Raw genomic sequence first — 26,998 nt, 5'->3', positions numbered from 1 at the left:
GATTACCGCCGCGGCGGCGGGCGCTCCAGCGCGCTCCTAGACGTCGGCTCCGAGGCGCTGGCTGATCACGGTGGAAACGCCGTCTCCCCGCATGGTGACGCCGTAGAGGGCGTCCGCAACCTCCATGGTGCGTTTCTGGTGGGTGATGACGATGAGTTGGCTCGATTCGCGCAGCTCTTCAAAGATCGTAATCAGGCGTCCCAGGTTGGTGTCGTCCAGCGCCGCCTCCACCTCGTCCATGACGTAGAAGGGCGAGGGGCGGGCCTTGAAGATGGCCACGAGGAGGGCCACCGCCGTCAGGGACCGTTCGCCGCCCGACAGCAGCGAGAGCCGCTTGATCTTCTTGCCCGCCGGCCGCGCCTCGACCTCGATGCCGGTTGTCAGCATGTCATCGGGGTCCGTGAGGACGAGCCGGCCCTCGCCCCCCGGAAACAGCCGGGAGAAGACGTGGACGAACTGCGCCGAGGTGTCCGCAAACGCCTCCGCGAAGACTTTCTGCACGCGGTCATCAACTTCCTTGATGATGTCCAGCAGGTCCTTGCGGCTGGACCTGAGGTCTTCCAGTTGGGCGCTCAGGAACTGGTGCCGCTCTTCCAGCGCCGCGAATTCCTCCAGCGCCAGCGGGTTGACCTTGCCCAGCGACGCCAGGTCCCGTTCTGCCTTGCGCAGCCGTTTTTCCTGCTCTTCACGGACAAAGGGCTTCCCCTCCACGAGCGGTTTGCCGTCGTCATCAACGGGCGCCCGGAGTTCGGCCCATTTGTCGGTGGATCCGGCCGCGGGCAGCGGAACCGGCCGGTCCGGCCCGTAGTCCGCCACGAGCTGGTCGGCGGTCAGCCCCAGCTCTTCGACGGATCTGTTCTCCAGCGCCTCGATCCTAAGTTTCTGCTGGGTACGCGCCAGCTCGTCGCGGTGCACCGAATCGGTCAGTTCGGCGAGCTCCCGGGCCAGGGAGTCATTGGCGGTGCGGACGTCCGCCAGTTCCCGGTCGCGCTGTTCGCGGTTTTGCTCGGCCATGTCGCGTTCCAGGCCGGCCAGGTCAAGGGACGCGTCACAGAATCGGATGATGTGCTCCACAGCCTCTGCGACGGCGGCGGCCCGCCGGGCCTGGATTCTGCGGCGGCGGGCCCGCTCGGCCGCCTCTTCCCGCGCCCGGCGTTCGGATGCAGCAGCCCGTTCCAGTGACGTGGCCCGGTTGCGGACGGCGGACAGCTGCTCCTCGGCGCTACGCAGAGACAGCCGGGCATCCATCTCGGCAGAGCGCGCCAGGACGGCGGCAGCGGCCAGCGCATCACGCTCATCCGTGGACGGCTCAGCTTCGGCAGGCGCCTCCTGGGCGGCGGCGAGCCGCGCGGCGATCGCCGTGAGGGCTTCCTGTTCGGTCACGACGTTGGCTTCGGCCCGGGCAAGCGACGCCGCCAGCCTGTCGCTCTCCCCCACCGCGCTGCGCAGCACGGAATTCAGGTGGCCCAGCCTTTCGGCCACCGCAGCAAGGCGGGCATCAGAATCGTGGAGCCGTTCGAGGGCCGCATCCGCCCGGTCCTGAGCCTCGGTCCGGCGCGATTCTGCTCCCGCCAGAGCGAAACGGTTTTGCTCCAGTCCGGCGGTGACCGCTGCCAGCCGCGACGCGGCGTCGTCGACGGCGGCCTGCACCTCGAGCAGGGAAGGTGCCTTTGCGGAGCCGCCGGTGACGGTGAAAGCGGTGAAGACGTCGCCCGCCGTCGTGACCGCGGTCAGCTCCGGCAGCCCGGCGATCAGGGCGGCGGCTGAATCCAGGTCCCCGACGACGGCGGTCCCCTGAAGCAGCTGCTGCACCGCGGCCCCTGCGGGGCCCGTGGCCGACACGAGTTCAGTTGCCCAGCGGGCACCCTCAGGCAGAGCCCAGCGGGCACCCTCAGGCAGAGCCCAGCGGGCACCGTTAGGCAGAGCCGCTTCCTGCGTCCCGCTCGCTGCCGCCGACTGTCCGGCCGGCTCCGGACGTGCTTCCAGCAGCAGCGTCGCGCGGCCGGCGTCGTCTTCCTTCAGGAGCTGCAGCACAGCAGCGGCGGCTCCGGCGTCGTGGACCACCACGGCGTCTGAGGCGCTGCCAAGGGCGGCTGCAATGGCGGCCTCAAAACCGGGCGTTACCGACAGCTCGGAGGCCAAGGGCCCGATGATGCCGGGCAGGCCGGCCCCGAGGGCGTGTTCGGAACCGTCCTTGCGGTTCAGGCCCAGGATGAGGGCATCGTGCCGGGCCTTCAGCGCATCGCGTTCCCGCAGGGCCTCGCGCTCGGCGCTCCGCAGGGAGTCGATTTCTGCCAGGACTGCGTCCAGTGCGGCACTGGCTTCCTCGTACTCGGCGTCCAGGGACTCTTCGCCGTCCTCTACGCCGGCGACCTGGGATTCCAGTGCCGTGAATTCCGACTGGGCCTGCTTCCTGTGCACCTCGCCGGCCGCCTGGGATTCACGCAGCCGGCCCACTTCGGCCTGCGCCGATTCGACCCTCGATCTCGCCGCCGCAACCTGGCCTGCCAGCCGCGCCAGGCCTTCGCGCCGGTCGGCTGCAGCCCGCAGGGCGGCTGTGAGACGCTGTTCCTCGGCGGCCGCGGCATTTTCCGCCTCGCCTTTTGCGGCGCTGGCTTCCTCCAGGGCAGTGCGTCTGCCAACGATGAGCTGTTCGAGTTCCGCCTGTTCGGCCCGGACACGGGCCGCCTGCCGCTCCAGCTGGTCGGGGTCCCGGCCCGGCTCGGGTGCGGCGTCCGCCGAACCCAGCAGCCGGCACCGTTCCCGCGCCAGCGATCCGAGGGAACGCAGCCGTTCGCGTCCCGCCGAGAGCTGGTACCACGTATCCCGCGCCGCGTTCAGCCGGGGCGTGGCAGCCGCGGCAAGCTGTTCCAGCGTCGCCTGGCGCTGGCGCCCGGCCTCGAGATCCCGTTCGACGACGGCCCGCCGGGCCTTCAGCGCGGTTTCGTCGGCAACTTCCTGCGCCAGGTTGCTGCGGAGCTGGACGAGGTCGTCGGCAAGCAGCCGTGCCCGGGCGTCCCGGACCTCGAACTGCACCGTCTGGGCACGCCGTGCAATCTCGGCCTGTTTGCCCAGCGGCGTGAGCTGCCGCCGGATTTCCCCGGTCAGGTCGCTGAGCCTCTGCAGATTGGCCTGCATGGCCTCCAGCTTGCGGACGGTCTTTTCCTTCCGCCGACGGTGTTTGAGGATGCCTGCGGCTTCCTCTATGAACCCCCGGCGGTCCTCGGGCGTGGCGTGCAGTACCTTGTCCAGCTGGCCCTGGCCTACGATGACGTGCATTTCCCGTCCCAGCCCCGAATCCGAGAGCAACTCCTGGATGTCCAGCAGGCGGCACGCGGCGCCGTTGATGGCGTACTCCGAGCCCCCCGTGCGGAACAGGGTCCGGGAGATCGTCACCTCGCTGTATTCAATGGGCAGCGCCCCGTCCGCGTTGTCGATGGTCAGGGAGACGTGCGCCCGTCCCAAGGGCGGCCGGCCGGAGGTGCCGGCGAAGATGACGTCTTCCATCTTGCCGCCGCGGAGGGTCTTGGCTCCCTGCTCGCCCATGACCCAGGACAGGGCATCGACCACGTTGGACTTGCCCGAGCCGTTGGGCCCCACCACCGCGGTGACGCCGGGCTCAAAGTCGAAGGTCGTCGCCGAGGCAAACGACTTGAAGCCCCTGACGGTCAGACTCTTAAGGTGCAAGGTGTTTCGGATCTCCTGAATGGCGGCAGCGGCTGCGTTCCTGCCCTAAATCTACTGCCACGGGGCCGGGAATCCGCGGATTTACGGCGTTCCGGCCACCGAGACAACGGTCACCAGCGGCCGTTTCGGGGCCGCGGCTGGCACACGGGGCAGGTATAGGAGGAACGGTTCATGAACATGTCGCGCCGCATGCGGCTCACGATGCCGGATGCGGCGCAGCGGCGGCACTCTTCCCCTTCGCGGCCGTAGGCGTCCAGGGAACGGCTGAAATAGCCGGACGCGCCGTTAACGTTCACATACAGGGAGTCGAAACTCGTCCCGCCTGCGGCAAGGGCGTCAAGCATGACCTCCCTGGCCGCCGTGAGCACGCGCTCAGCCTCTGTCCGCCGCAGGGTATCGGTGGGGCGGGCGTAATGGAGTTTCGCCCGCCAGAGGGCCTCGTCCGCGTATATGTTGCCGATTCCGGACACCAGACCTTGGTCGAGGAGGGCCCTTTTCAGGCCGGTCCTGCGGCTGCGCAGCCGGCGGTAAAAGTCCCCAAACGAGAAGTGCGGGTCCAGGGGGTCCCGCGCGATGTGCGACGCCTCCTCAGCGATCAGGGGCAATGGCTTTTCGGCCAGCCCTCCCGGGCCTGCGTCGTCCGTGGGAACGAGCGACGTGACGAACAGGCCCCCGAATATCCGCTGGTCGACAAACCGGAGCTGCCCGGGCATGCCGTCCCGCGGGCTCAGGTGAAGACGAACCTTGAGGTGCTTCTCGTCGGGCACCGCAGTGTCCTGCATCAGGAGTTGGCCGCTCATGCCGAGATGGGCCATCAGCGCCACCTTCGGGCGGTCAGCGGCCTCGGGAACAGCGCCGGCGTCCTGCAGCGGCATCCACAGGAATTTCCCGCGGCGCACGATGTCCAGGACCGTGGCGCCTTCAAGGTTTCCGGCGAAGTCTTCAGGCCCCAGGGCGTGGCGCCGCACGGACCGTGGATCCACCACGTCAACGCCGGTGATGGTCCGGCCGAGAACCCAGCTGACCAGGCCGCGGCGGACCACCTCCACTTCGGGAAGTTCAGGCACCGGTCACCTAGACGCCGGCGGCGGATTCCGGAGAGGCGTCCGCCGGTCCCGTGGCGGAGAGTTTCCGCCACGCGTCGGCCGCAGCTTCCTGCTCCGCTTCCTTCTTGGAGTGCCCGGTTCCCGTGCCGCAGGGTTTGCCGCCAATCTGCAGCTCCGCGATGAACGTCCGCGCGTGGTCCGGCCCGGAGCCCTCCACGGCGTAGTAGATGCTGCCGAGCTGCCGGCCCGCAGCCAGCTCCTGGATGCTGGTCTTCCAGTCGGTGCCGGCCCCAAGGGCGGCGGCGTCCTTCAGGAGCGGACCGATCAGGCGCATGACCAGCTGCCGGGCGGTCTCGATGTCGTTGGAGACGTAGGTGGCGCCGATGAGCGCCTCCATGGTGTCCGCCAGGATCGAGGCTTTGTTCTTGCCCTCGGTGAGCTTCTCGCCCTGTCCAAGGTAGATGTAGTCACCAATGCCCAGGCTGCGTCCGATGCCCGCGAGGGCCCGCGTGCTGACCACGGCCGAGCGCCGCTTGGCGAGGTCGCCCTCGGGAAGGGTCGGGTTATCGCGGTACAGCGCATCCGTCACTGAGAACCCCAAAATGGAGTCGCCCAGGAACTCAAGCCGTTCGTTGGTGGGAATGCCGCCGTTTTCGTAGGCGTAGGAACGGTGTGTCAGAGCAAGACGAAGCGTCCCGGCGTCAATGGAGACACCGAGACGCTTCAGAAGCTCTTCAGTTGAAGACATCCTTTTCAGCCTGTGGGCCGATTAGACGTCCGCGACCTTGCGGCCCTTGTACTCAAGGAACAGCGCGGTGCCAGCCGAGTCGGTAACGACCTTTGCCTGGTGCGGCAGGCTGTAAGTAACCTGGCCGTTCTCGACGGTCTTCACCAGGTGGGGGGCAGTCGCCTTCCACTGGGAGCGGCGGGCGCGGGTATTCGAGCGAGACATTTTCCGCTTGGGAACAGCCACGGCTAACTCATTTCTCTCTAGAAAAACACTTACAAATCAATTTTGCCGGTCAGGCTTAGCCAGATCAGCTAGGGCAGCCCAGCGAGGATCTACGATCTCGTGGTGGTGCCCCGGCTCGTCTTCCAGGCGTGCCCCACATTCGGAACACAGGCCCTGGCAGTCTTCCCGGCACACCGGCTGGAACGGCAGCATGGTTACAACCGCGTCCCGCAACACCGGCTCAAGATCGATCAGATCGTGCTCGACTCGACGTTGCTCTTCATCGTCTTCTTCGTCGGAAGGCAAGACGCCCTCGTAGAAGAAAAGTTCTTGCACATTGACTTCAAGGTCATACGCAAGGGGATCCAGGCATCGGCCACACTCGCCGGTTACTTCGGCGACTGCGGTTCCTGATACCAGAATTCCTTCGTGTACGGCCTCGAGCTTCAGGTCCAGCTCGATATCCGAGCCTTCCTGAACGCCAATGAGCGCCACGCCAAGATCACTTGGCGCGGGTACATGTTCCGTCAGTGTACGCATGCTCCCCGGACTGCGTCCGAGGTCCTTGACATCAAGCATCAAGGGCGAACTAGCATCTCGCTTAATGAGAACTCCTGTTGAACATATGACCGACGTATTATCTTAGCCTGAAGTCCGGGAAGGACTCAAACCGGGTGCCGGCCCTGCAGGCGGAAATACCCAGCCGGCGTGACGGTGCCGGAAAGCGCCGCACAACGGACGGAAGCCGGAATGTACCGGTCAAGCCTACCCTCTTGACGGCGGGCCCGACGCAGGCGCGCCCGCTAACAGCCGTTTCAGGACGGACCTCGGGACAAACTCCGACACATTGCCGCCGAGCGTGAACACTTCCTTGATCAAGGTCGAGGAGAGGTGCAGGTAGTGCGACTCGGCCGGCAGGAACACCGTTTCCACGCCGCTCAGCTGGCGGTTCATCGTGGCCATGGGAAGTTCGTAGTCGAAATCCGACGACGATCGCAGACCCTTGACGATGGCCGAGACGCCCCGCTGGCGGCAGTATTCGGCAAGGAGGCCCTCGCCGACCGGTTCCACGACGATGCCGCGCAGGGACGCAAGTGTCTCCTTGGCCATCTCGATCCGGTCCTCCAAGGGAAAGCGGTACTTCTTGGCGTAATTGGTGGACACCGCCACGATCACTTCGTCGAATAGGCTCGCGGCTCGGGCGATGACCTCGAGGTGTCCATTGTGGATGGGGTCGAAGGAGCCTGGGCATACGGCGCGTCTCATGCTCCGAACCTACCGTATCTGCCAGCCGGGATACCATGATTTGATGCATCGGCCGCGTGGGAAAACAGGCTGAACGGACAGGCAGGACGGCAATGACAGAGACACTTCCCGCACCTTGGCAGCGCGCTGCCACCGGGGCCAACCTCCTGGCTTCCGACGGCACCCTCGGCGTCACGATCTTCGAGGAAATGACCGCACTGGCGGTCCGGACCGGGGCCATCAACCTCGGCCAGGGATTCCCTGATGAGGACGGTCCTGCCGAGATCAAGGCCGCGGCCCAGGCGGCCATCGCGCAGGGTTCGAACCAATACGCGCCCGGCAAGGGCATCCCTGAACTCCGGCAGGCCGTCGCGGCACACCAGCAGCGTTTTTACGGGCTGAATCCGGACCCCGATACCGAAATCATTGTTACCACGGGCGCCACCGAAGCGATCGCCGCTTCATTGATGGCACTGGTTGGCCCGGGCGATGAAGTCCTGACCTTTGAGCCGTTCTACGACTCCTACGGCGCGATCATCGGCCTGTCCGGAGCCACCCACGTCACCGCGCCGCTGCTTGCCCCGGACTTCATGCCCGATCCCACTGCGCTTGAAGACGCCTTCAACAGCCGCACGAAGGCTGTACTCATCAACAACCCGCACAATCCCACCGGAGCCGTCTTCCCGGCGGAAATACTCCAGCGTGTGGTTGACCTTGCGCGGCAGCACGGCGCCCTCATCATTACGGACGAGGTCTACGAGCACCTGACGTTCGGCGTGCGCCACGTCCCGGTTGCCACCCTGCCCGGCGCCGCTGAACGGACGGTCACAATTTCCTCGGCGGGGAAGACCTTCTCCTTCACCGGATGGAAGATTGGCTGGCTGAGCGGTCCGGAGCACCTGGTTTCCGCGATCCGGACAGTGAAGCAGTTCCTGACGTACAGTTCCGGCACGCCCTTCCAGAGCGCCATCGCCGCCGGGCTGGCGCTGCCGGACTCCTTCTACGATGACATCGCATCCACACTGGGCAAGAAGCGCGACATCCTGAGCGACGGGCTCAGGGCAGCGGGCCTGGACGTGTTCACGCCGAAGGGCACCTATTTCGTGAACGTCGACACCTCTCCGCTGGGCATCAGCGATTCCGTGGAGCTTGCCCGCCGGCTGCCTGCCCTCGTGGGCGTGGCAGCCATCCCGGTTCCGGTGTTCTGCCACCCGGAAGGCGCTGAGCGGACCAGGAGCCTGCTGCGGTTCGCCTTCTGCAAAAAGACGGAAGTGCTTGAGGAAGCCGCTGCCCGACTGGCGACACTGCGGGACAGGCTCTGACCATGGTGGACGGCCCTGCACGCGTGTCCCGCTACCTGCGGACTACCGGCCAGCACGCCGTCATCGAACCTGACACGTACACCGACGGCGGCTTCGTGCTCAAGATCGGCGGAGCGGAACAGTCGCATGTCGATCTGGCCGACCCCGGGGACATCTTCTACGAGTACCTGCGCAGGATCGGTCACCTCGTCGATCTTGCCGCCCCGTGGGGCGAGCCGGTCACCGCACTGCATCTGGGAGCCGGTGCGCTGACCCTCGTCCGGTACATCCAGGCGACCCGCCCCGGTTCCCTGCAGCATGCAGTGGAACTGGAACGGGAGCTGCTGGACTTCGTGCTCGAGCAGCTTCCGCTGCCCGAAGGCACCCGGCTGCACACCGTCATTGGCGACGCCCGCGAAGCACTGGCGGAGCTCCCCGCCGACCTGCGCTTCGACGTCGTGATCCTGGACATCTTCTCGGGCCCCGACGCTCCGGAGCATATCGCCTGCACGGACTTCTACGAGGAAGCGGCGGCGCTGCTGTCCGAACGGGGCGTACTGATTGTGAATGTCGGTGACGAACCGGGCCTCACCCTGGTCCGCAGCCAGGTCGCCGCACTGCGGGGTGCCATGACCGACGTCGCCGCCGTCGCCGAGTCCAGCATGTTCACGGGCCGGTATCCCGGGAACATCATCCTGGCGGGCACCCAGAAGCCCTGGCCGGCCGAATGGACCGCAGCCCTGACAGCCCGGGGGCCACATCCGGCGACGGTGCTGGCCGGGGTCGAACTGGACCCTTTCTCAGGCTGAGGCGGGTTGGAAGAACTCAGTCCTCCGCCGCCTGGTCTACGTCCACTTCCTGATCGCTGGCCGGCTCGGCAAACCACAGCCGCGTCTCGCCGTACTTCTTTTCCGCGAACCGTTCCAGGACTGCTGGCCAGGACGGCTCCGGAGACCTGGACGACCGCTCCACCACCACCACGGCTCCGGGCGCCAGGTGCCGGCCCAGTTTCTCCAGGACGGCGGCCAGGGCGGGTTCGTCCAAGGGGTACGGCGGGTCCAGGAAAGCGACGTCCCACTGGATGTCGTCGGCCGTCCGCTCAAGGAACGACTCAACCCGCGAGCGGTGCACGGTGACTGCCTTCCGGCCCAGCACGGTGTTGATCAGGTCCGCGTTCCGCTGGCAGACCGAGCTCGCCCTGGCGTCGAACTCCACCAGGTCAACGGCCTGCGCTCCCCTGCTGGCACTCTCCACGCCCAGCGATCCGGAGCCGGCATACAGGTCGAGCACGCGCGCACCAGCCAGGACGTCGAAGGCGTCCAGTCGGGAAAAGAGGGCTTCCTTGACACGGTCGCTGGTGGGCCGGGTCATTGAGCCCGGCACGCTGACCAGCGGCGTTCCTCCAGCAGCCCCTGCGACGATCCGGCTCATGCTGCCGGCCCCGCTTCTTCTGCCGGAAGCGCGGTGGCTTCAGTTCCCAGCGCATCCCTGGTGCTAGCCGCGTTCAAGGAACGCCTCCTTCTCGGGGTTCAGGTAGTCGTCGATGGCCCCGGCCAGGGCTGGGTGGTCCGCGAGTGACGGGTCACGGCCCACGATCTCCTGGGCATCCTGCCGGGCGCGGGCGATGATGTCCTCATGCTCGAGCACCCTGAGGAGCCTCAGCGTGGACCTGCCACCGGATTGGGAGGCACCCAGGATGTCGCCCTCGCGCCGCAGCTTCAGGTCCTCCTGGGACAGCTCGAAGCCGTCGGTGGTCGCCGCGACGGCGTCCAGCCTGCGGCGGCTCGGATGTCCCGGCTCCAGGGGGGTGACCAGCAGGCAGGTGCCCGGGAGCCCTCCGCGGCCCACGCGGCCCCGCAGCTGGTGGAGCTGCGATATCCCGAAGCGGTCCGCATCCAGGATGACCATCAGGGTGGCGTTGTGCACATCCACCCCCACCTCGATCACCGTCGTGGACACCAAAAGCTTCGTTTCGTTGGCGGTGAACGACGCCATGGTGTCGGATTTCACGACCGGATCCTGGCGCCCGTGCAGGGGCGCCAGGGGCACGCCGGCCAATGCCGGTTCCTCGCGGAGATGTTCGACGACGGCTGTCACCGAGGCGAGTTCCCGCCCGGCGCCGTCGTCCTCCAGATCCCCGGGGCCGGGTTCCGCTTCGCCGGGACTGAAGTCGCCGTCGTCGTCCGTTCCGATCTTCGGGCACACGACGTAGACCTGATGCCCGGCGTCGATCTCTTCCCTGGACCGGGACCAGATCCGTGAGGCCCAGCCCGGGTTCTCCGCCAGGCCCACGACATGGGTGGTGATCGGTGCCCTGCCGGCTGGCAGTTCGTCGAGCACGGAGGTTTCGAGGTCCCCGAACACCGTCATGGCCACGGTCCGGGGAATGGGCGTGGCGGTCATGACCAGAAGGTGCGGGGGCTTGCTCGCCTTCGCCCTGAGGGCATCGCGCTGTTCCACGCCGAAACGGTGCTGCTCGTCCACCACGATGAGGCCGAGGTCGTAGAAGGAGACGTTGTCGCTGAGCAGGGCGTGGGTGCCGATGACAATGCCGGCGGTGCCGGACGCGGCATCGAGCAGTGCCTGCTTGCGCGCGGCGGTGGGCATGGAGCCGGTGAGCAGGCTGACCTGGACAGCCTTGCCGCCCAGGCCGCCCAGCAGCCCGTCGGCGGCGAGCGGCCCGAGTGTTCTCCGGATGGACTCAAAGTGCTGCGCGGCCAGGACTTCCGTGGGTGCCAACAGTGCGGCCTGTCCCCCGGCGTCCACCACCTGGAGCATGGCCCGGAGCGCCACGATGGTCTTGCCGGAGCCGACCTCCCCCTGCAGCAGCCTGTTCATGGGGCCGTCCTGGGACAGCTCGGCGGCGAGGGTCTTGCCTACGGCGGACTGGCCGGCGGTCAGCGTGAACGGAAGCTGGCGGTCAAAGGCGGCCAGCAGCCCGTCCGGCACCGGCCTCCGCGCAGTTGCTTCCTCGGCGGCCAGCTGGGCGCGCCGGCGCGCCAGGGCGGACTGCAGCACCAGGGCTTCCTGGTACCGGAACCGGTCGCGGGCACGGCGCCAGTCCCCGGGCGTCTCCGGAGCGTGGATCAGGCGGTACGCCTCGGGCATGGGCAGGAACTTTTCACGGGCGGAAATGCCGGCCGGCAGCGGGTCCGCAAGAGCCCCGAGGTCGACGGTGTCCAGCAGCGTGGAGATGACCTTCTGGATGGACCAGCTGGTGAGCTTGGCGGTGGCCGGATAGACGGGGATGGGCATCGCCGCAAGCTTTTCGGGGTCCATGCCGGGAGTGTCCGGGTCTTCGTCGAGCAGCAGGAAATCCGGGTTGGTCAGCCCGAGCGTCCCGGCGTAGCGGGTGACCTTGCCGGAGAACATGGCCCGGCGGCCGGGCTGCAGCTCGGCCTTGGCGCGGTAGCCGTTGAAGAAGCTGACCTTCATCGTTCCGGGAATCCCGGGGCTGGGGTGTCCCGGTGCTTGCCGGCGCGGGGTGCCGGCGTCGTCGGAAATCACGACGTCGGTCAGGGAGCCGCGCCTGGCGCGCATCTGCCGGGTGCTGTTGGAGACGACCCGGGCGATAAGCGTCACTTCTTCGTCAAGGGGCACCTCGCTGATGGGTGTGAGCTCGCCCCGGCTCAGGTATCGGCGCGGAAAGTAGTTGAGCAGTCCGCCCACCGTGGTGATGCCCAGGTGTTTTTCGACGACGGCGGCGGAGCGCTTGCCGATCCGGCGCTCCAGGCCCAGTTCAAGCTCGGTGTTCATCATCCATCAAGGCTCCGGGCATCAGCCGCCAGCTGATCGGCAGCCAAGGGGTCGGCAGCCAGGGGGTCGGGGTCCCGCGGCAGGGCGAGCTCGCTGACCGACACGTCAGTGGGCTCCCCGAGGGAACGGATCAGCCTGAGGGCCGGCTCGGAATCCAGCACGTGCGCGTGGACGCGCCAGCGGTACCGCCCTTCCGCATCCGGCGACCGCTCCACCTGGCTCATGATCACTGAATCCCCGAGTTCATCGAGGCGTTGCCTGAGCGTGGCGGCGTCCAGCGGCGACAGGCTCACGGTGCACATGACCTCCACGCCGTCGTCGTCCGGCAGGTCGGCATGGATATGGGGATCCTGCACATCGTAGCCGTGCAGTCCGTCCAGCAGTTCGTTCTGGAGTTCCCCGCCGAGCACCGCCGACCGCAGGCAATCGAGGATCAGGAGCATCCCGACGCCGCCGGCGTCCACGACGTGGGCGGCCTGCAGGGCGTCCAGCTGCGCTTCTGTGCGGATGACGGCGTCGAGGGCTGCCTCCACGGCGGCATCCAGCACCAGGCCCAGGGCCTGGTTGCTGTCATTTCCGTTCTGGGTGGCGTCAACCGCGGCCGCTGCCCGTGCCGCCGCCTCCATGACGGAGAGCATGGTTCCGGGAACGGGATCGCTGAGAGCCGACCAGGCGCGGATTTGTGCCCGGTTCAGCGCAGCGGCCAGCAGCGTGGCGGTGAGCCGGGTGTGTCCTGACAGGGGCTCGGCGGCGGCGCACAGGAAAACCGAGAAAAGAGTGCCCGAGTTTCCCCGGGCCTGTTCCATGGCGGCCTGGCCTGCCTTGGCAAGCACGGCGCCGACGTCGTTCTGGAGCGAGGCTTCGTCCGGCGCGGTTTCCTGCAGGGAACGGGTGGCCGCCCTGACGGTCAGGTAAAGGTTGGTGCCGGTATCGCCGTCTGGCACCGGGAAAATGTTGATGGCATTGAGGCGGTCGCTGTGGTTCCCCAGGGCCGTCTCTGCCTTGCCCAACCACCGCTTCATCGCTAGCGCGTTGGCGGCAATCTTAGTCTGCAAAGTGATCCCATCCCACGGAGTCTGCGGGCCGTCCCGCGATCTTTACGCCCGCGGCTTCATTCGTGCCGCGGGTCTGTACTGAGCCTATCCCAGTGAAGCCGGGCGGCAGCTGAACGTGCGCAGGGAATGTGGCAAGCAGACCGTGGTCCTCGCCGCCGCCCAGCACCCAGGCCAGCGGATCGGCGTCGAGCAGGGCGGCGGCGGTCTCCAGCGGCGCCGTCAGCAGCTTCAGCGTCCCGGGATCGAGATCCAGGACCACGCTGCCCGCGATGGCCAGCCTGGTGCCGTCCCGCACAAGGCCGTCGGAGATGTCCATCATGGCGGTGGCCCCTGAGAGCCGGGCCAAGGGGCCGGCCTCAAGTGGCGGCTCGGGACGGCATTGAAGGTCCAGGAGGTGCCTCAACTCCGGGCTCAGCGATTCCACCGGGTGCCGCGACTCCAGGAGCGCAAGCCCCGCCGCGGCCCGGCCGGCGTTCCCTGCAATGGCCAGGGTGTCGCCGGCGGCCGCCCCGGAGCGGAGCACCGGCTGCCCGCCGCTGAGGGTGCCGAGGACCGCCACCGTCACAGAGAGCTCGCCCCCGCGGCCCAAATCACCGCCGGCGACGGAGCACGATCCGGCACCGAGCTTCCCAATGGCGGCGGCCAGTCCGTCCGCCAGGTCCTCGACCCAGTCCACGGGAGTGGCCGCCGGCATGGTCAGACTCACTACCAGTGAGGTTGCCGTAGCGCCCATGGCATTGATGTCGCTGAGGTTCTGGGCGGCCGCCTTCCAGCCCACGTCATAGCCCGTGGTCCGGTAGCCGTTGTTCCACTGGAGCCGGAAATCCTGGTCCTGCACCTGGGTATCGATGCTCACGACCGTCCGGCCGTCCGGAGCGGCGACGACCGCGGCATCATCGCCGGGCCCAAGGAGAACAGCAGCGCTGTGCGCCGCGCCCAGCTCCAGCCGCGGAAAGATCCGCGTGAGCAGCTCGGCTTCGGACAGTTCTGCGACGGTCAGTGGAGTTTGGGGCACGCCACTACGCTACCGCGGCGGGCCGACATTGTTTCCTGCCGGGACGCCGGCGCCCGGTTACGATTCAGGCAATTCCTGCGGCGGCGCCGGGATAGGGTTAACCCATGCACTGCCCTTCCGCCGTCCGTGAACCTGCTGGAAACAGATCAGCTCGCAGCCTTTGGCGCCGCGGACCGGCCGGCAGGCGGCGCACCTCGGCCGTCCTCGCCATGACGGCAGCAGCGGCGCTCGCCCTGGGCGGATGCGCCCCCGCCGTCGATGTTGCCCCCGCTGCGGATGCGGCGGACCCGGGCTGTGCCCCCATGATGGTGGTGCTCCCGGACGCCATCGGCGAACACCGCCTCCGCAAAACCAACAGCCAGGCGACGGCCGCGTGGGGCGATCCGTCCCGGGTCATCCTGCGCTGCGGCGTCAACGTTCCCGGGCCCACCACCGACCGCTGCGTCAGCGTCAACGACGTGGACTGGGTCATCAAGGAGGGCAATCCCGTGTGGACGCTGACCACGTTCGGGCGCGAGCCGGCGACGGAGATCCTGATGGACCCGGACAAGATCAGCTCAGCCACCGTGCTCGCCGATCTCTCGGCGGCAGCCGCGAAGATCAAGGCGAGCCGCAACTGCGTGGGCCAGGAGGACCTCCAGGACCTGCCGGCGAGCAAATAGGGCGTCAGGCCGGCGAGGCCGTGCCCCTAGCGGAGTCCGGTCTTGCGCGTGAGCGCCAGGTGGATCAGTTCGTCGATCAGGTCCGGATAGCTCAGGCCGGTGGCAGCCCACATCTGCGGGTACATGCTCTTCGGCGTAAACCCTGGCATCGTGTTGATCTCATTGATGATGACCGCGCCGTCCGGGGTATAGAAGAAATCAACCCGGCTCAGGCCTTCTGCTCCGACGGCGTCGAACGCCACCGCCGCGAGTTCGCGGACCCTCGTTATGGCTTCCTCAGGCATGTCGGCCGGGCAGCTCAGTGCCGCGGCGTCATCAACGTACTTGGCGTCGAAGTCGTAGAACTGGTGATCGCCGGCGGCAACCGTTATCTCCCCGGGCAGGGACGTCCGGGGCGCGTCGGAGCCACGGCCCTCCAGCACGGCACACTCGATCTCCCTGCCGACGATGCCCGCCTCGATGACGAGCTTGGGGTCATGCTCGCGGGCGGCTTCGATCGCGGCGTCAAGGTCATCCAGCGAATCCACCTTGGAGATGCCCATGGACGATCCGGCACGGGCTGGCTTGACGAATACGGGGTAGCCGAGAAGATCCACCCGCTTACGGACAGATTCGGGATCGACGCGCCACTGCCGGTCCGTCACAGCGATGTAGGGGCCCACGCGCAGGCCGGCTGCCTCGAAGACCACCTTCATGAAGTGCTTGTCCATGCCCACGGCCGATGCCAGCACTCCGGCGCCGACGTAGCGGGTGTCGGAAAGCTCCAGCAGCCCCTGGATGGTTCCGTCCTCACCGAACGGCCCGTGAAGCAGGGGGAAGACCACGTCTACCGTCCCGAGTTCCTGGGGAACCTCGTTGGGCGACGCCACGATGAGCTGGTGCTCCCCGCGGATTTGGGCCAGCGTTACCGTCTGGTCCGACGGCGCTACCTCGGGCAGCGAGGAGGATGCGAGCGACCACTGCCCCGTGTCCCCGGCGGCGAGGACCCACTGGCCGGACTTGGCTATTCCGATGGGAATGACGTCGTATTTGTTGCGGTCGATCGCTCCCAGCACCCCGGCTGCGGTGACGCAGCTGACAGCGTGTTCGCTGGAACGGCCACCAAAGAGCACCGCAACGCGGGGCTTGCGCGTCGTGGCGTTGTCCGCTGCGGTCAAGTTTTCTTCCGACACTGTCAGTAATCGCCTTCGGGTTTCAGTTCCCGGGCCAGCAGTAGCGGCCCCAGTTGGTCAACGGACAATTTTCCGGCCAGCACCGCGACTACGGCAGCGGTGATGGGCATTTCGACACCGAGCTTACCGGCAAGTTCATGGACTGCCTGGCCGGACTTGATGCCTTCGGCGGTTTGTGTCATTTTTTCCGCCACTTCGTCCAGGGTGAGACCCTGGCCGAGCAGGCGGCCGGCGGTGTGGTTTCGCGAGAGCGGCGACGAGCAGGTGGCAACAAGGTCCCCCAGACCGGCCAGGCCGGCCATCGTCTGCGCCTCGCCGCCCAGGGCGAGAGCCAGCCGCGAAGTCTCGGCGAGCCCGCGGGTGATCACCGAGGCCTTGGTGTTGTCCCCCATCTGCTTTCCTTCACAGATGCCCACAGCCAGGGCAATGACGTTCTTGACGATGCCACCGATTTCGACGCCGACGACATCCGAGGTGGTGTAGGGGCGGAAATACGGTGCAGTGCAGCTCCGCGCGATCCAGCCGGCCGCTGCGGAGTCCGAGCAGGCCACAACTGAGGCCGTGGGCTCTTCCCGCGCGATTTCCATGGCCAGATTGGGTCCGGAGACGACGGCAATGCGGTCATCCGGGATGTCCAGCTCCTCCCGGATGACCTCGCTCATGCGCGCGTCGGTGCTCAGCTCGAGGCCTTTCATGAGGGACACCACCACGGCGTCCGGCTCCAGCAGCCGCTTCCACTCGCGCAGCTGCAGCCGCAGTGACTGCGCCGGCACGGCGAGCACCACCAGATCGGCACCGGCGAGCACCTCCGCGACGTCCGTGGACGCCGAAATGCTCGGCGGCAGTTCGACGTCGGCCAGGTACTGGGGATTGCGGTGGAGACTGTTGATCTGCTCCACAACCTCCGGGCGCCGGCCCCAGATGCGGATGCGGCGATCGGCGCCCGAGGCGGTGGCTGCATCGGCGAGGATCTTCGCGAACGTGGTACCCCAGGATCCCGCGCCCAGGACCGCCACCGACAGGGCGGAGCCGGTCCGGACCTGCCCAGGCGTCATTTTCCACCCCGCTCAACGTCGCGGCCGTGCTTCGTCTGGTTGTGCGCGGCAGGATCCCAGCGTTTGGCAGGGGCCTGCTCTCCCCGGAGCTCGGCGAGCAGGCCGGTAACGGCGTCCATGATGACCTCGGTGGCCTCCATGAGGGTGGCCTTGTCCCTGGGCCGTCCCTCGAAGCGGGAGAGGTCCACCGGATCACCGATCAGGATCCTGGACGTTTTCCGCGGAAAAAGGTGGAACCGCTTGGCATACCGCGGGAAGACCTCGTGGGCACCCCAGTGGGCCATGGGCACGACAGGGATGCCGCCCTCAAGCGCCAGCCGAGCGGCGCCGGTGTGGCCCTTCATGGGCCAGAGGTCGGGGTCGCGCGTCAGCGTACCCTCCGGGTAGATAATGATCGCCCCGCCCTCGGCGACAATCTCCTTGGCGAGCTGCAGCGAGCGGTTCGCGCCCGCCGTCGAGCGTTCCACCGGAATCTGCTTGACGGCGTGGAGCACGCTGCCCAGTACCGGCACGTTGAAAAGCCCGGCCTTCGCAAGAAAATGCGGTGCCCGCTTTTGGTTGTAGAGCATGTGCCCGATCACAATTGGATCGATCTCGGTGCAGTGGTTGGGCGCGGCAATGAAACCGCCGGCGGGAAGTTTTTCCGTGCCTTCCCACTTCTTGTTCATCATCAGGTTCAACAGGGGCCGGGCGATCCCGGCAATGATCAAAAATGTGATGTGGCTTTTCGCCGATTCCTTCACCGGGCCACGCTACTTCTCAGCAGTGATGTCGAAGTCGGCCCCGAGTCCTGCCAGCTTTTCAGTGAAACGCTCGTAGCCGCGGTTGATAATGTCGATGCCCGTCACCCGGGACGTGCCCGTCGCTGCCAAGGCAGCGATGAGGTGGCTGAAACCGCCGCGAAGGTCGGGCACGTCGATGTCCGTGCCCTTAAGCTGCATCGGGCCGGAGATGACGGCTGAATGCCGGAAGTTCCGCTGCCCAAAGCGGCACGGCACGCTGCCCAGGCATTCCCGGTGGACCTGGATGCTGGCCCCCATGCGGATCAGGGCGTCGGTGAAGCCAAAGCGGTTCTCGTAGACGGTCTCGTGCACTATCGACACGCCCTCGGCCTGCGTCAGGGCCACGACGAGCGGCTGCTGCCAGTCCGTCATGAAGCCGGGGTGCACATCTGTCTCAAGCACCAGCGGCGAGAGCTTGCCGCCGCGGTGGTAGAAGCGGATGCCGTCGTCGCCGATGTCCATGCCGCCGCCCACCTTGCGGAAGGTGTTCAGGAAAGTCATCATGTCGCGCTGGGACGCGCCTTGAACAAAGATGTCGCCGCGGGTCACCAGCGCAGCGGAAGCCCAGGAGGCCGATTCGTTGCGGTCAGCGAGTGCCCGGTGGTTGTAGCCGCCAAGGTCGCGGACTCCTTCAATGCGGATGGTGCGGTCCGTCTGGACGCTGATGATGGCGCCCATCTTCTGCAGCACCGCAATAAGGTCGACGATCTCCGGCTCGGTGGCGGCGCCGGAAAGCTCCGTGATGCCCTCGGCACGCGTCGCGCTGAGGAGGACCTGCTCCGTGGCACCGACCGAAGGATACGGCAGGGAAATCTTGGCTCCGTGGAGTCCCTTGGGCGCGGAAATGTGAATGCCGCCCGGGCGCTTCTCCACGACCGCACCGAACTGGCGCAGTACATCCAGGTGGAAGTCAATGGGGCGGTCACCGATCTTGCAACCGCCAAGGTCGGGGATGAAGGCCTCCCCGATGGCGTGGATCAGCGGCCCGCACAGCAGGATCGGGATCCGGGAATCACCGGCGTGGGCGTCGATGGCTGTGCTGGGCGCCGTCTTGGCGTCCTTCGGGTCCAGGGTGAGGTCACCGCTGACTGGATCCTTCTCTACCGTGACGCCGTGGAGCTGGAGCAGGCTGGTGACAACCTCGACGTCCTTGATTTCCGGAACGTTCCGGAGCACTGACGGCTCGTTGCCCAGCAGCGCCGCCACCATGGCCTTGGGTACAAGGTTCTTGGCACCGCGGACGTGGACACGGCCAGTAAGCGGGACGCCTCCGCGGATTGTCAGAACACTACTCATTTACCGGTTTCCTCACGACTACTCGCCCCCCAAATCCTTACAAAGGCACCAGCTAAGCATATGAGCTTGCGTTACCGAACCGAAATACGGCCCCTTCTGCCGCCAGCGCAATGGCCCGGGAGCACTGTTAAGGCCCGCCGCATGGTATGCGACGGGCCTCATTGCCATGCTGGCCCCAGAGGATGCCTGGGGAAGAATTTCTAGGACAGCCTGGCCGGCAGGGTCTTCGGCTTGAAGGCCGGCCTGGTGGCCTCATAGGTGGTGATGTCTTCCTCGTGCTGCAGGGTCAGGCCGATGTCGTCCAGGCCTTCGAGCAGCCGCCACCGCGTGTAGTCATCGATCGCGAACGGAGCAACCAGGTTGCCGCAGGTGACGGTCTTGGACACGAGGTCCACCGTCACCTCGGTGCCCGGGGCGTTCTCCAGTGTCTTCCAGATGAGTTCGATGTCATCCTGGGCGAGTTCGGCGGCCAGCAGGCCCTGCTTGCCGGAGTTGCCGCGGAAGATATCGGCGAAACGGGACGACAGCACGGTCTTGAAACCGTAGTCCTTGAGCGCCCAGACGGCGTGCTCACGGGAGGAGCCCGTGCCGAAGTCTGGACCGGCCACGAGGACAGAGCCGGCACTGAACGGCGCCTGGTTCAGGATGAAGGACGGGTCCTTCCGCCAGGCCGAGAACAGCGCGTCCTCAAAGCCCGTGCGGGTGATCCGCTTGAGGTAGACAGCCGGGATGATCTGGTCGGTGTCGACGTTGCTCTGGCGCAGCGGGACGCCGATTCCGGTGTGGGTGGTGAACTTTTCCATGGGGTCTTCCTAGGCTGCGTCGGTCGTCTGGAGGGCTGCGGATTCCGGTGCCGGATCAAGGTCCGACGGCGAGCTCAGCGTGCCGCGCACGGCTGTGGCTGCCGCGACCACCGGCGATACGAGGTGGGTCCGGCCACCCTTGCCCTGGCGTCCTTCAAAGTTGCGGTTGGACGTGGACGCGCAGCGCTCCCCCGGCTCCAACTGGTCCGGGTTCATGCCCAGGCACATGGAGCATCCGGCGAAACGCCACTCCGCGCCGAAGTCCTTGAACACGCGGTCCAGACCCTCTGCTTCCGCCTCGAGGCGAACTCGGGCCGAACCCGGCACCACAAGCATGCGGACCTGGGGGTCCTTCTGCCGGCCGCGGATGATGTCCGCCGCGGCCCGCAGGTCCTCAATGCGGGAGTTGGTGCAGGAGCCCAGGAAGACCGTGTCAACCCGGATGTCCTTCATGCGCGTTCCGGCCTCCAGCCCCATGTACTGCAGGGCGCGTTCGGCCGCCGCCTTGGCGTTCTCGTCGCCGAAGTCGTTGGGGGAAGGCACCTTGTCCGAGAGCGAGACGCCCTGGCCGGGGTTGGTGCCCCATGTGACGAACGGCTCAAGGGTGTCGGCGTCGAGGTCCACCTGGGCGTCGAAGACGGCGTCGTCGTCGCTGCGGAGCGTGTTCCAGTATTCGACGGCGGCGTCCCAGTCAGCGCCTTCGGGCGCGTGCGGGCGGCCCTTCATGTAGGCGTAGGTGGTTTCATCCGGGGCCACCAGGCCGGCGCGGGCACCGGCTTCGATGGACATGTTGCAGATGGTCATCCGGGCTTCCATGGACAGCGCCCGGATGGCCGATCCGCGGTATTCCAGGACGTAGCCCTGGCCGCCGCCGGTGCCGATCTTGGCGATCACCGCGAGGATGATGTCCTTGGCCGTGACGCCGGGACGGAGGGTGCCCTCGACGTTGATGGCCATGGTCTTGAACGGCTTCAGGGACAGCGTCTGGGTGGCCATGACGTGCTCCACCTCGGACGTGCCGATGCCCATCGCCAGCGCACCGAAGGCGCCGTGCGTGGACGTGTGCGAATCGCCGCAGACCACGGTCATGCCCGGCTGGGTCAGGCCCAGCTGCGGTCCCACGACGTGCACGATGCCCTGCTCTGCATCGCCGAGCGAATGGAGGCGGACGCCGAACTCCTGGCAGTTGTTGCGCAGGGTCTGGATCTGTGTGCGGCTGGTGAGGTCGGCAATTGGCTTGTCGATGTCCAGCGTGGGAGTGTTGTGGTCCTCGGTGGCGATGGTGAGGTCCGGGCGGCGCAGTTTGCGGCCGGCCAGCCGCAGCCCTTCGAAGGCCTGCGGCGAGGTCACCTCGTGAACGAGGTGAAGGTCGATGTAGAGAAGGTCCGGCTGTGCGTTGGCGCCGTCGCCATCGCCTTTGCGCACCACGTGCGCGTCCCAGACTTTCTCGGCCAATGTGTTCGCCATGGCCTTCTCCCTTCACTGCTGTTGATTGTTGATTCCACTGAAACAGCAGAGCCGTGTAATACGCCAGTCAAAAGATTTGCATCTCAGATAATGAGACGGCAATATCATTACATGGACAATTCTAGTGGAGTCGGTGTCATTGATAAAGCGGCCCAGGTGCTTGATGCGCTCGAGGCCGGACCCACGACTCTGGCGCAGCTCGTCGCCGCCACGGGGCTGGCAAGGCCCACCGTGCACCGGCTCGCGCTGGCGCTCGTTCACCACCGCCTGGTGAGCCGGGACATCCAGGGCCGGTTCGTGCTGGGCAGCCGCCTGGTGGAACTCGCCTCGGCGGCCGGCGAGGACCGCCTCATCGCCTCGGCCGGACCCGTGCTGATGCAGTTGCGGGACGCCACCGGCGAGAGTGCCCAGATCTTCCGCCGCCAGGGCGACTGGCGCGTCTGCGTCGCCTCCGCGGAGCGTCCGATCGGCCTCCGCGATACGATCCCCGTCGGCACGCAGCTGTCCATGAAGGCGGGCTCCGCGGCCCAGGTTCTGCTCGCCTGGGAGGACCATGACCGCCTGCTGGAGGGGCTGCAGTCCGCCCGCTTTACGCCCACTGTTTTGGCAGGAGTACGACGGCGGGGCTGGGGCCAGAGCCTCGGCGAACGTGAACCGGGGGTCGCTTCGGTTTCCGCGCCGGTCCGCGGACCTTCCGGCCGGGTGATCGCCGCCGTCTCTATCTCCGGCCCCATCGAGAGGCTCACCCGCCAGCCCGGCAGGCTGCATGCGGAAGTCGTCTGCAACGCGGCCCGGGTCCTGACAGAGGCTCTCCGCAAGAACAACGACTGACCCTTACCGGCTCCAACCGCCTCCGCTCCCGGGGTTTCCGCTGGCAGTAGTCTGGGCGAATGACGAGCTACGCAGTGTTCCTCCGCGGCATCAACGTGGGCGGTATCACCATCAAGATGGCGGACCTCAAGGAAGCCCTCAAATCCCGGCCCTTCAGCGACGTGAAGACCCTCCTGGCCAGCGGCAATGTGGTACTGACGAGCGACCTGGAGCCGGAAGCGGTCAAGAAGGAGTTTGAGGCGTGCCTGCGGGAGGCCTTTGGCTACGACGCCTGGGTGGTGGTGCTCACGGCCTCCCGCGTGGCGGAGCTTGTGGAGCTCTGCCATTACCCGGCAGACGACAAGACCACACACACCTACATCACGCTGGCCTCGGACACGGCAGCGCTTGACGAGCTGTTCACCGCCGGGGAGTCGATCGGCGGAGTGGAACAGACCCGGCTGGGTCCGGAGGCGTCGGCCTGGCTTGCCCCGGCGGGCGGGACCCTGGACAGCCCGTTCAGCAAGCTCTCGGCCAAGCCGAAGTACAAGGCTTCGACCACAACGCGCAACCTCCGGACCATGGTCAAGGTCCGGGACGCCGCAGCCGCGCTGGAGCCCGGCGGCGCCTAAGACCAAGTTGCTGCCTCCTTGTTAGCATGGCCCCTGGAGTTGGTGACACTGCCGGCGGAGAGAGGCATCAGATGGCCCTTGACGGACTGGAGCGTGTCCAGTGGTCTCTCTACCACCATGCGTACGGTCAGGCGACGAATGTTCCCGCCCTGCTTAGCAGCGTCGAGTCAACGGACGCCAACACGCGCAGGGAGGCGTTGCGCGAACTCTGGGGCACGGTCTGGCATCAGGGCACGGTGTATGACTGCACGCCCTTGGTGGTTCCCTTTCTGATCGAGTTGCTCGGCGACTCTGTGATCGACAGGGACACGCGGGGAGAACTGACGATCCTGCTGGCCTCAATTGCCGGGGCAACGTCGTTCGTTGACGGATCGAGCTCGCCAAAAATGTGGCCCGCCGCGTGGCGGAGGGGCCAGGGACATCCCGCACCCAACCGGGATCTCGCGGAGGAATGCCGGGCGGCTGTCGCCAACCACGCGGACGTCCTCGCCGTCGAGTTCAGCCGAGCACCCAGGCCCGTTCGAATCGGTCTCCTGGCGGTTTTCGCCGCTATCGCCGACCGTCTTCCAGAGGGCTTGGTCGGAAGCATCAATGAACTGAGTCAAGTAACCGACCCCCGGATTGCATCAGCCGCTCAGATCGTCGTGGCACTTGCGGAGCGCCGCCCACTCGACCGAAAGGATCTCGAGGCATTGACCGTTTCGGACGATGATGTCCACGACTACTTCGACTCCATCGAGGACTGGCCACTGCGCGTGCAAGCACTCGAGGTTGCACGCGAACTGAGCATCTCAGCCATCGCCTCCCCATCGCCGGAGCCATGACATCCACGATTGCTGCGTTAGGTTGACGGACAGTGCCTAGGACGCTCCTGCGGCCGTCACAGCGGCGTTGAAGGATTTCAGGCGGCTGATTTCCACTTCCACGGGCTCCACCACAAGCTTCCCGGCTACTTGCGTAACTGCCGCGTTAAGGCGTTTCCGCGCTGCGGCCGCCCGGGCGCGTGCTGCGGCTGCCGTGATGAACTTGGCGGTGACGGCAAGGAGTATGCCCAGCACTGCGCCTCCGGCAATCATGAGCGTGGGAATAGGCCAGCCCTCCACTCGGGGCACCTGCGGGACCGGCAACTGCAGGTAACCGAGGACGGCGAGCAGACCCAGCCACCCCAGTCCGCCTGCGGCCGTCAGCAGCGACAGCCACTGGAGCACGTTGAAGACGCCCCACCACCAGGACTTCCGTCCGGCTCTGAGGTCAGTCCCGGCGATGGCTTGGTCGAGGGCGTCCGGGAGCTGGTCCCTCCCCGTCCGGGCCGCATCCCGGATGGACGCCCGCCAGGGGCCTGGTGCGCCGTCGCTCGCGGCGTCGGCAAATTCACGGACCGCGGCGTCTGTCCTGGCCCGTTCCGGCGCGCCGGCTGCGGGCAGGGAGGTCCTGTTGACCTCGGGGTTGGCGGCGCTCCGCAGGTTCAGGCGCCGCAGCGGATCCGGCCTGAACCGGACGAGCCACCGGGTTACCGGCCAGCCGGTCCTTCGGATCGATTCCTGCCTGTAGGAGCGTGTCACGGCATCAACCACGAGCGGGACGTTGGCAGCGATGGCGAGCTCCTCCGCCAGCCGCGCCTTCGATCCACTTTTCACGCCTGCTGCCTCTCCTGCCCCGGATGCCTCCGACAGCCGGGCAGAGGCCCTGGAGACATCGGCGGAGAGCCGCAGGGACAGGGCTGCCTTTCGGGCTGCAACCTGGCGGATCGCTGCGCGGACGTTGTCCACTCCGGTGCCGGTCAGGGCTGAAGCGGCCACAACCTGGACTTTCCCGAGCCCGTCCCGGGCGAGGATTCCCTTGAGCGACTCAAGCACCAGCGGCACGTCGGCTTCGGGAAGCCTGTCGGTCTGGTTCAGCACCACGAGCGTGACGGCACCGTGTGAAGCCAGCGGGGCCAGGAAATCGTTGTGGACGGCGGCGTCGGCATACTTCTGCGGATCCAGCACCCAGACGAGGACGTCCACCATTCCCACGAGCCGCTGCACCGTCTCGCGGTTTGCGGTTCTCGTCGAATCGAAGTCCGGCAGGTCCAGCAGGATCAGGCCGCTGGATTCGTCCGCGAAGCCCGGCACGGGCTGGCCATGATGGCGTTGACGCACCTCCAGCCAATCGAGCAGGGCTTCGCTGCCGTCCACTCCCCAGACACTCGCCAGCGGTTCCGACGTCGTGGGCCGGCGGGCCGCCGCCGTCGCGATCTCTGCGCCGTTGACGGCGTTGAACAGGGTCGACTTGCCGCTTCCGGTGGCCCCAAAGAAGCCCACCACGGTGTGGTCCGCCGACAGGGACCGCCGCGAGCTTGCCCGTTCCAGCACGCGGCGGACTTCATCGAGCACATCGTCCGGAAGGACGCCCTCGGCAAGATCACGGGCATTGTTCAGCGCCTCGAGCCGGGTCTGTAGCTGGGTCGCTTCCTTGAGCAGGCCGTGGCGGCTCATGCGGCGTCCGCCAGCCGGACCAGCCGCCGGGCATGGCCGGCGAGCACTTCGGCTGAAGGGCCATGATCAAAAGCCAGCCGTTCCAGGAAGCGTTCCTGTTCACCCTGCAGCAGCCTCTGGCAGCGGGCATGGAGATCTTCACGGGCAGTCCGGGCCAGCCGGCGCACGGCGTCCTCGCCGAAGAAGGCCTCGAGCAGTCTTTGGCCGACGACGGCCGTGCCGCCTGCGATGCCGACCTCCAGGCCCGTCAGACCTGCAGTCATGGAGAACACCACCACCATCAGGGCGGCTCCGAGGCCGTTGATGCCAAAGGAGAGCCACCTCGCCTGCGTTCGCTTGTCTTGCCCCTCGGTCCGGATCAGTTCCATCAGGCTCCCCTGCCAGGCCCGGATCTCCGCGGCGACGTTGTCTCCAAACCCCGGCGTGGTTCCCGAGAGATCGTCCGTGGCGAGCAGCTGGCGGCCGGCCGGATCCGAGCGCCAGCGCCGGTCCGCATCCTCGGCAGCGTTGGCTGCTTCATCGACGATGACCGCCTGCAGCCCTGTTTCAATCGCGGTTTCCACTTTCACAGCGGGGGCGGGTTCACCGCGGAAAAACGCGCCCATGCGGTCCCGGAACCTGCCGATATTCTGTTCGACGCTCCGGAAGAACTCCCCCGTGCCCACAAAATCCTGCCAGCGCGCGAGTACCTCACCGCGCAGCAGTGCTCCGTCCTGGGTGGCATGGAGGATCCGGCCCAGCGCATCCTGATATGCGCCATGGACGTCGTCGCCGAGGACTCCCGCCGCCCGCACCTGTTCGTCCGCGGCCTCCGCGGCCAGCTGTACCCGCTGGCCGAGGGCCTTTACCGTGCCGTTGAGCGTGCGGCGGGCAATGTCCGCCCGGCCTGCGGCGTCCGCGGCCAGGCTCCCCAGCCAGGCCCTAAGAGGCTCGACGGCGGCGGCAGGCAGCATGCCGAGGTGGTTGAGGGAAACTTCCGGAATGACAAACAGCCCGGCGTCCCCGAGCCCCTCGCGCGCCAGCATCGCACGCAGGTCTTCGCTGACTTCGGCTTCCGCCGCCGGAGGGACCCTGTCGAGCACCACGGCCACCATGATGTCCCGGGATGCAGCGTTCAGCAGTAGCTTCCAGGGAACGGCATCCGCGTAGCGGTTGGCTGTGGTCACGAAAACCCACAGGTCTGCTGCCGCCAGCAGTTGGCCCGCCAGCTTGCGGTTGTCATCCGAAATGGAATCGACGTCGGGGGCGTCAAGGAGCGCGACGCCCTGCGGCACGGCCGGATCCGCAACCAGAACCAGCGAAGAAACGGCGGCCGCGTCCGGCGCGGGGCCTGCCTGGCTGGCCGGAACCTCAGCCGGTACCACGACACCCCGGATGCGGCTGAGGCTCGGCAGGACGCGCTGGCCTTCAAACCATGCGCCGTCCGCCGGATGGTGCAGGAGTATCGGCTGTCTCGTGGTGGGACGGATTGCTCCTGCCCGTGTCACCGGATGGCCTGCGAGGGCGTTGACGAGCGTCGATTTGCCCGCCCCGGTGGAACCGCCGACGACGGCCAGCAGGGGGGCGTCCAGGCTGCGGTACCGCGGGAGGATGTAGTCATCGAGCTGGGCCACGGAACTGCGGATCTCCAGCCTGGTTTGTTCTGCGCCGGGCAGGGCCAGCGGCAACGACACGGAAGCCAGATCGCGCCGCACGGCCTCGAGCAGCGCCACAGCCCCGGTCGACTGCTCGACGGAGAACTGTTGCCGGCCGCTGGGCGACGCTGGCTCATTGGATGAGGTCACA

The 26,998-nt window shown here is 67.0% G+C and carries 24 protein-coding genes; 6 read left to right on the top strand and 18 right to left on the bottom strand.

All coding sequences use genetic code 11. The features are described from left to right. Positions 1-36: 36 nt before the first annotated feature. From smc to coaD, 6 genes are all read right to left on the bottom strand, one after another. On the bottom strand, positions 37-3,687 hold the full coding sequence (gene smc, locus AC5RUM_RS06965; RefSeq protein ID WP_494034265.1) for a chromosome segregation protein SMC: 3,651 nt from the start codon (positions 3,685-3,687) through the stop codon (positions 37-39). A gap of 110 nt (positions 3,688-3,797) precedes the next feature. Then, positions 3,798-4,754, bottom strand: a complete 957-nt coding sequence (mutM, locus tag AC5RUM_RS06960) for a bifunctional DNA-formamidopyrimidine glycosylase/DNA-(apurinic or apyrimidinic site) lyase (protein ID WP_494034264.1) — start codon at positions 4,752-4,754, stop codon at positions 3,798-3,800. A gap of 7 nt (positions 4,755-4,761) precedes the next feature. After that, positions 4,762-5,481 carry a ribonuclease III gene (rnc, locus tag AC5RUM_RS06955; protein WP_494034263.1) on the bottom strand — a complete coding sequence of 240 codons (720 nt, stop codon included), beginning with the start codon at positions 5,479-5,481 and terminating at the stop codon, positions 4,762-4,764. A 21-nt stretch (positions 5,482-5,502) separates the two neighbouring features. After that, complete coding sequence (gene rpmF, locus AC5RUM_RS06950) at positions 5,503-5,706, bottom strand: 50S ribosomal protein L32 (RefSeq protein WP_009356569.1); 204 nt, start codon at positions 5,704-5,706, stop codon at positions 5,503-5,505. Positions 5,707-5,742: 36 nt separating this feature from the next. Further along, a complete protein-coding gene (locus AC5RUM_RS06945; RefSeq protein ID WP_494034262.1) occupies positions 5,743-6,267 on the bottom strand; it encodes a YceD family protein in 525 nt (174 codons plus the stop codon). Positions 6,268-6,450: 183 nt separating this feature from the next. Then, positions 6,451-6,951 (bottom strand): pantetheine-phosphate adenylyltransferase, encoded by a 501-nt coding sequence (gene coaD, locus AC5RUM_RS06940; protein WP_494034261.1) that lies wholly within the window; start codon positions 6,949-6,951, stop codon positions 6,451-6,453. A 92-nt stretch (positions 6,952-7,043) separates the two neighbouring features. Between coaD and AC5RUM_RS06935 the strand changes: the two genes are divergently transcribed. Then, positions 7,044-8,252 (top strand): aminotransferase class I/II-fold pyridoxal phosphate-dependent enzyme, encoded by a 1,209-nt coding sequence (locus AC5RUM_RS06935; RefSeq protein ID WP_494034260.1) that lies wholly within the window; start codon positions 7,044-7,046, stop codon positions 8,250-8,252. Between the two features lie 2 nt (positions 8,253-8,254). Beyond that, positions 8,255-9,040, top strand: coding sequence for a spermidine synthase (locus AC5RUM_RS06930; protein ID WP_494034259.1), 786 nt, complete (start codon positions 8,255-8,257; stop codon positions 9,038-9,040). A gap of 16 nt (positions 9,041-9,056) precedes the next feature. On the opposite strand, the gene rsmD is transcribed toward AC5RUM_RS06930, so the two are convergent. The 4 genes from rsmD to thiL form a co-directional block, all read right to left on the bottom strand. Beyond that, complete coding sequence (gene rsmD, locus AC5RUM_RS06925) at positions 9,057-9,662, bottom strand: 16S rRNA (guanine(966)-N(2))-methyltransferase RsmD (protein WP_494034258.1); 606 nt, start codon at positions 9,660-9,662, stop codon at positions 9,057-9,059. A 63-nt stretch (positions 9,663-9,725) separates the two neighbouring features. After that, positions 9,726-11,987 carry an ATP-dependent DNA helicase RecG gene (locus AC5RUM_RS06920; RefSeq protein ID WP_494034558.1) on the bottom strand — a complete coding sequence of 754 codons (2,262 nt, stop codon included), beginning with the start codon at positions 11,985-11,987 and terminating at the stop codon, positions 9,726-9,728. Beyond that, complete coding sequence (locus tag AC5RUM_RS06915) at positions 11,987-13,009, bottom strand: DAK2 domain-containing protein (RefSeq protein WP_494034257.1); 1,023 nt, start codon at positions 13,007-13,009, stop codon at positions 11,987-11,989. The genes AC5RUM_RS06920 and AC5RUM_RS06915 overlap by 1 nt, the downstream gene beginning before the upstream one ends. A gap of 22 nt (positions 13,010-13,031) precedes the next feature. Further along, positions 13,032-14,057, bottom strand: coding sequence for a thiamine-phosphate kinase (gene thiL, locus AC5RUM_RS06910; protein WP_494034256.1), 1,026 nt, complete (start codon positions 14,055-14,057; stop codon positions 13,032-13,034). A gap of 209 nt (positions 14,058-14,266) precedes the next feature. On the opposite strand from thiL, the gene AC5RUM_RS06905 reads away from it, so the two are divergent. Then, entirely contained in the window at positions 14,267-14,719 is a 453-nt protein-coding gene (locus AC5RUM_RS06905) for a DUF3515 family protein (protein WP_494034255.1), read from the top strand. Positions 14,720-14,745: 26 nt separating this feature from the next. Here the strand turns inward: AC5RUM_RS06905 and AC5RUM_RS06900 are convergent, their stop codons facing one another. The 6 genes from AC5RUM_RS06900 to leuC form a co-directional block, all read right to left on the bottom strand. Continuing rightward, positions 14,746-15,891 (bottom strand): D-alanine--D-alanine ligase family protein, encoded by a 1,146-nt coding sequence (locus AC5RUM_RS06900; RefSeq protein ID WP_494034254.1) that lies wholly within the window; start codon positions 15,889-15,891, stop codon positions 14,746-14,748. Positions 15,892-15,893: 2 nt separating this feature from the next. After that, positions 15,894-16,946, bottom strand: a complete 1,053-nt coding sequence (locus AC5RUM_RS06895; protein WP_494034253.1) for an NAD(P)H-dependent glycerol-3-phosphate dehydrogenase — start codon at positions 16,944-16,946, stop codon at positions 15,894-15,896. Further along, on the bottom strand, positions 16,943-17,689 hold the full coding sequence (locus AC5RUM_RS06890; protein ID WP_494034252.1) for a lysophospholipid acyltransferase family protein: 747 nt from the start codon (positions 17,687-17,689) through the stop codon (positions 16,943-16,945). The genes AC5RUM_RS06895 and AC5RUM_RS06890 overlap by 4 nt, the downstream gene beginning before the upstream one ends. A gap of 9 nt (positions 17,690-17,698) precedes the next feature. Then, the gene (murA, locus tag AC5RUM_RS06885; RefSeq protein WP_494034251.1) at positions 17,699-19,024 is read right to left on the bottom strand and encodes a UDP-N-acetylglucosamine 1-carboxyvinyltransferase; all 1,326 of its coding nucleotides are present in this window, start codon (positions 19,022-19,024) and stop codon (positions 17,699-17,701) included. Between the two features lie 200 nt (positions 19,025-19,224). Then, positions 19,225-19,827, bottom strand: coding sequence for a 3-isopropylmalate dehydratase small subunit (leuD, locus tag AC5RUM_RS06880; protein ID WP_400581565.1), 603 nt, complete (start codon positions 19,825-19,827; stop codon positions 19,225-19,227). A 9-nt stretch (positions 19,828-19,836) separates the two neighbouring features. Continuing rightward, positions 19,837-21,294, bottom strand: a complete 1,458-nt coding sequence (gene leuC, locus AC5RUM_RS06875; RefSeq protein WP_400581566.1) for a 3-isopropylmalate dehydratase large subunit — start codon at positions 21,292-21,294, stop codon at positions 19,837-19,839. 111 nt (positions 21,295-21,405) lie between these two features. On the opposite strand from leuC, the gene AC5RUM_RS06870 reads away from it, so the two are divergent. From AC5RUM_RS06870 to AC5RUM_RS06860, 3 genes are all read left to right on the top strand, one after another. Further along, positions 21,406-22,125: an IclR family transcriptional regulator gene (locus tag AC5RUM_RS06870; protein ID WP_043420062.1), complete on the top strand. Its 720-nt coding sequence runs from the start codon at positions 21,406-21,408 to the stop codon at positions 22,123-22,125. A gap of 59 nt (positions 22,126-22,184) precedes the next feature. Then, on the top strand, positions 22,185-22,736 hold the full coding sequence (locus AC5RUM_RS06865; protein WP_494034250.1) for a DUF1697 domain-containing protein: 552 nt from the start codon (positions 22,185-22,187) through the stop codon (positions 22,734-22,736). 71 nt (positions 22,737-22,807) lie between these two features. Next, positions 22,808-23,560 (top strand): hypothetical protein, encoded by a 753-nt coding sequence (locus AC5RUM_RS06860; protein ID WP_494034249.1) that lies wholly within the window; start codon positions 22,808-22,810, stop codon positions 23,558-23,560. 36 nt (positions 23,561-23,596) lie between these two features. Here the strand turns inward: AC5RUM_RS06860 and AC5RUM_RS06855 are convergent, their stop codons facing one another. Further along, positions 23,597-25,213, bottom strand: coding sequence for a GTPase (locus AC5RUM_RS06855; RefSeq protein ID WP_494034248.1), 1,617 nt, complete (start codon positions 25,211-25,213; stop codon positions 23,597-23,599). Then, positions 25,210-26,997, bottom strand: a complete 1,788-nt coding sequence (locus tag AC5RUM_RS06850) for a dynamin family protein (RefSeq protein ID WP_494034247.1) — start codon at positions 26,995-26,997, stop codon at positions 25,210-25,212. The genes AC5RUM_RS06855 and AC5RUM_RS06850 overlap by 4 nt, the downstream gene beginning before the upstream one ends. Between the last annotated feature and the right edge of the window lies 1 nt (position 26,998).

It is taken from the genome of Arthrobacter sp. B2060, assembly GCF_059090445.1.
Note: the sequence above shows the minus strand (reverse complement) of the source record. Positions and strands in the feature narration are given on the sequence as shown.

Bases quoted from the DNA above. Each gene is read 5' to 3' on its own strand.
- AC5RUM_RS06915 (WP_494034257.1), bottom strand. From the start codon at position 13,009: ATGAAGCGGTGGTTGGGCAAGGCAGAGACGGCCCTGGGGAACCACAGC.
- rsmD (WP_494034258.1), bottom strand. From the start codon at position 9,662: ATGAGCCGGATCGTCGCAGGGGCTGCTGGAGGAACGCCGCTGGTCAGC.
- AC5RUM_RS06895 (WP_494034253.1), bottom strand. From the start codon at position 16,946: ATGACGCCTGGGCAGGTCCGGACCGGCTCCGCCCTGTCGGTGGCGGTC.
- murA (WP_494034251.1), bottom strand. From the start codon at position 19,024: ATGAGTAGTGTTCTGACAATCCGCGGAGGCGTCCCGCTTACTGGCCGT.
- AC5RUM_RS06870 (WP_043420062.1), top strand. From the start codon at position 21,406: ATGGACAATTCTAGTGGAGTCGGTGTCATTGATAAAGCGGCCCAGGTG.
- AC5RUM_RS06855 (WP_494034248.1), bottom strand. From the start codon at position 25,213: ATGAGCCGCCACGGCCTGCTCAAGGAAGCGACCCAGCTACAGACCCGG.
- AC5RUM_RS06860 (WP_494034249.1), top strand. From the start codon at position 22,808: ATGGCCCTTGACGGACTGGAGCGTGTCCAGTGGTCTCTCTACCACCAT.
- AC5RUM_RS06930 (WP_494034259.1), top strand. From the start codon at position 8,255: ATGGTGGACGGCCCTGCACGCGTGTCCCGCTACCTGCGGACTACCGGC.
- leuD (WP_400581565.1), bottom strand. From the start codon at position 19,827: ATGGAAAAGTTCACCACCCACACCGGAATCGGCGTCCCGCTGCGCCAG.
- rnc (WP_494034263.1), bottom strand. From the start codon at position 5,481: ATGTCTTCAACTGAAGAGCTTCTGAAGCGTCTCGGTGTCTCCATTGAC.
- AC5RUM_RS06920 (WP_494034558.1), bottom strand. From the start codon at position 11,987: ATGAACACCGAGCTTGAACTGGGCCTGGAGCGCCGGATCGGCAAGCGC.
- leuC (WP_400581566.1), bottom strand. From the start codon at position 21,294: ATGGCGAACACATTGGCCGAGAAAGTCTGGGACGCGCACGTGGTGCGC.
- coaD (WP_494034261.1), bottom strand. From the start codon at position 6,951: ATGAGACGCGCCGTATGCCCAGGCTCCTTCGACCCCATCCACAATGGA.
- AC5RUM_RS06865 (WP_494034250.1), top strand. From the start codon at position 22,185: ATGACGAGCTACGCAGTGTTCCTCCGCGGCATCAACGTGGGCGGTATC.
- AC5RUM_RS06905 (WP_494034255.1), top strand. From the start codon at position 14,267: ATGACGGCAGCAGCGGCGCTCGCCCTGGGCGGATGCGCCCCCGCCGTC.
- AC5RUM_RS06935 (WP_494034260.1), top strand. From the start codon at position 7,044: ATGACAGAGACACTTCCCGCACCTTGGCAGCGCGCTGCCACCGGGGCC.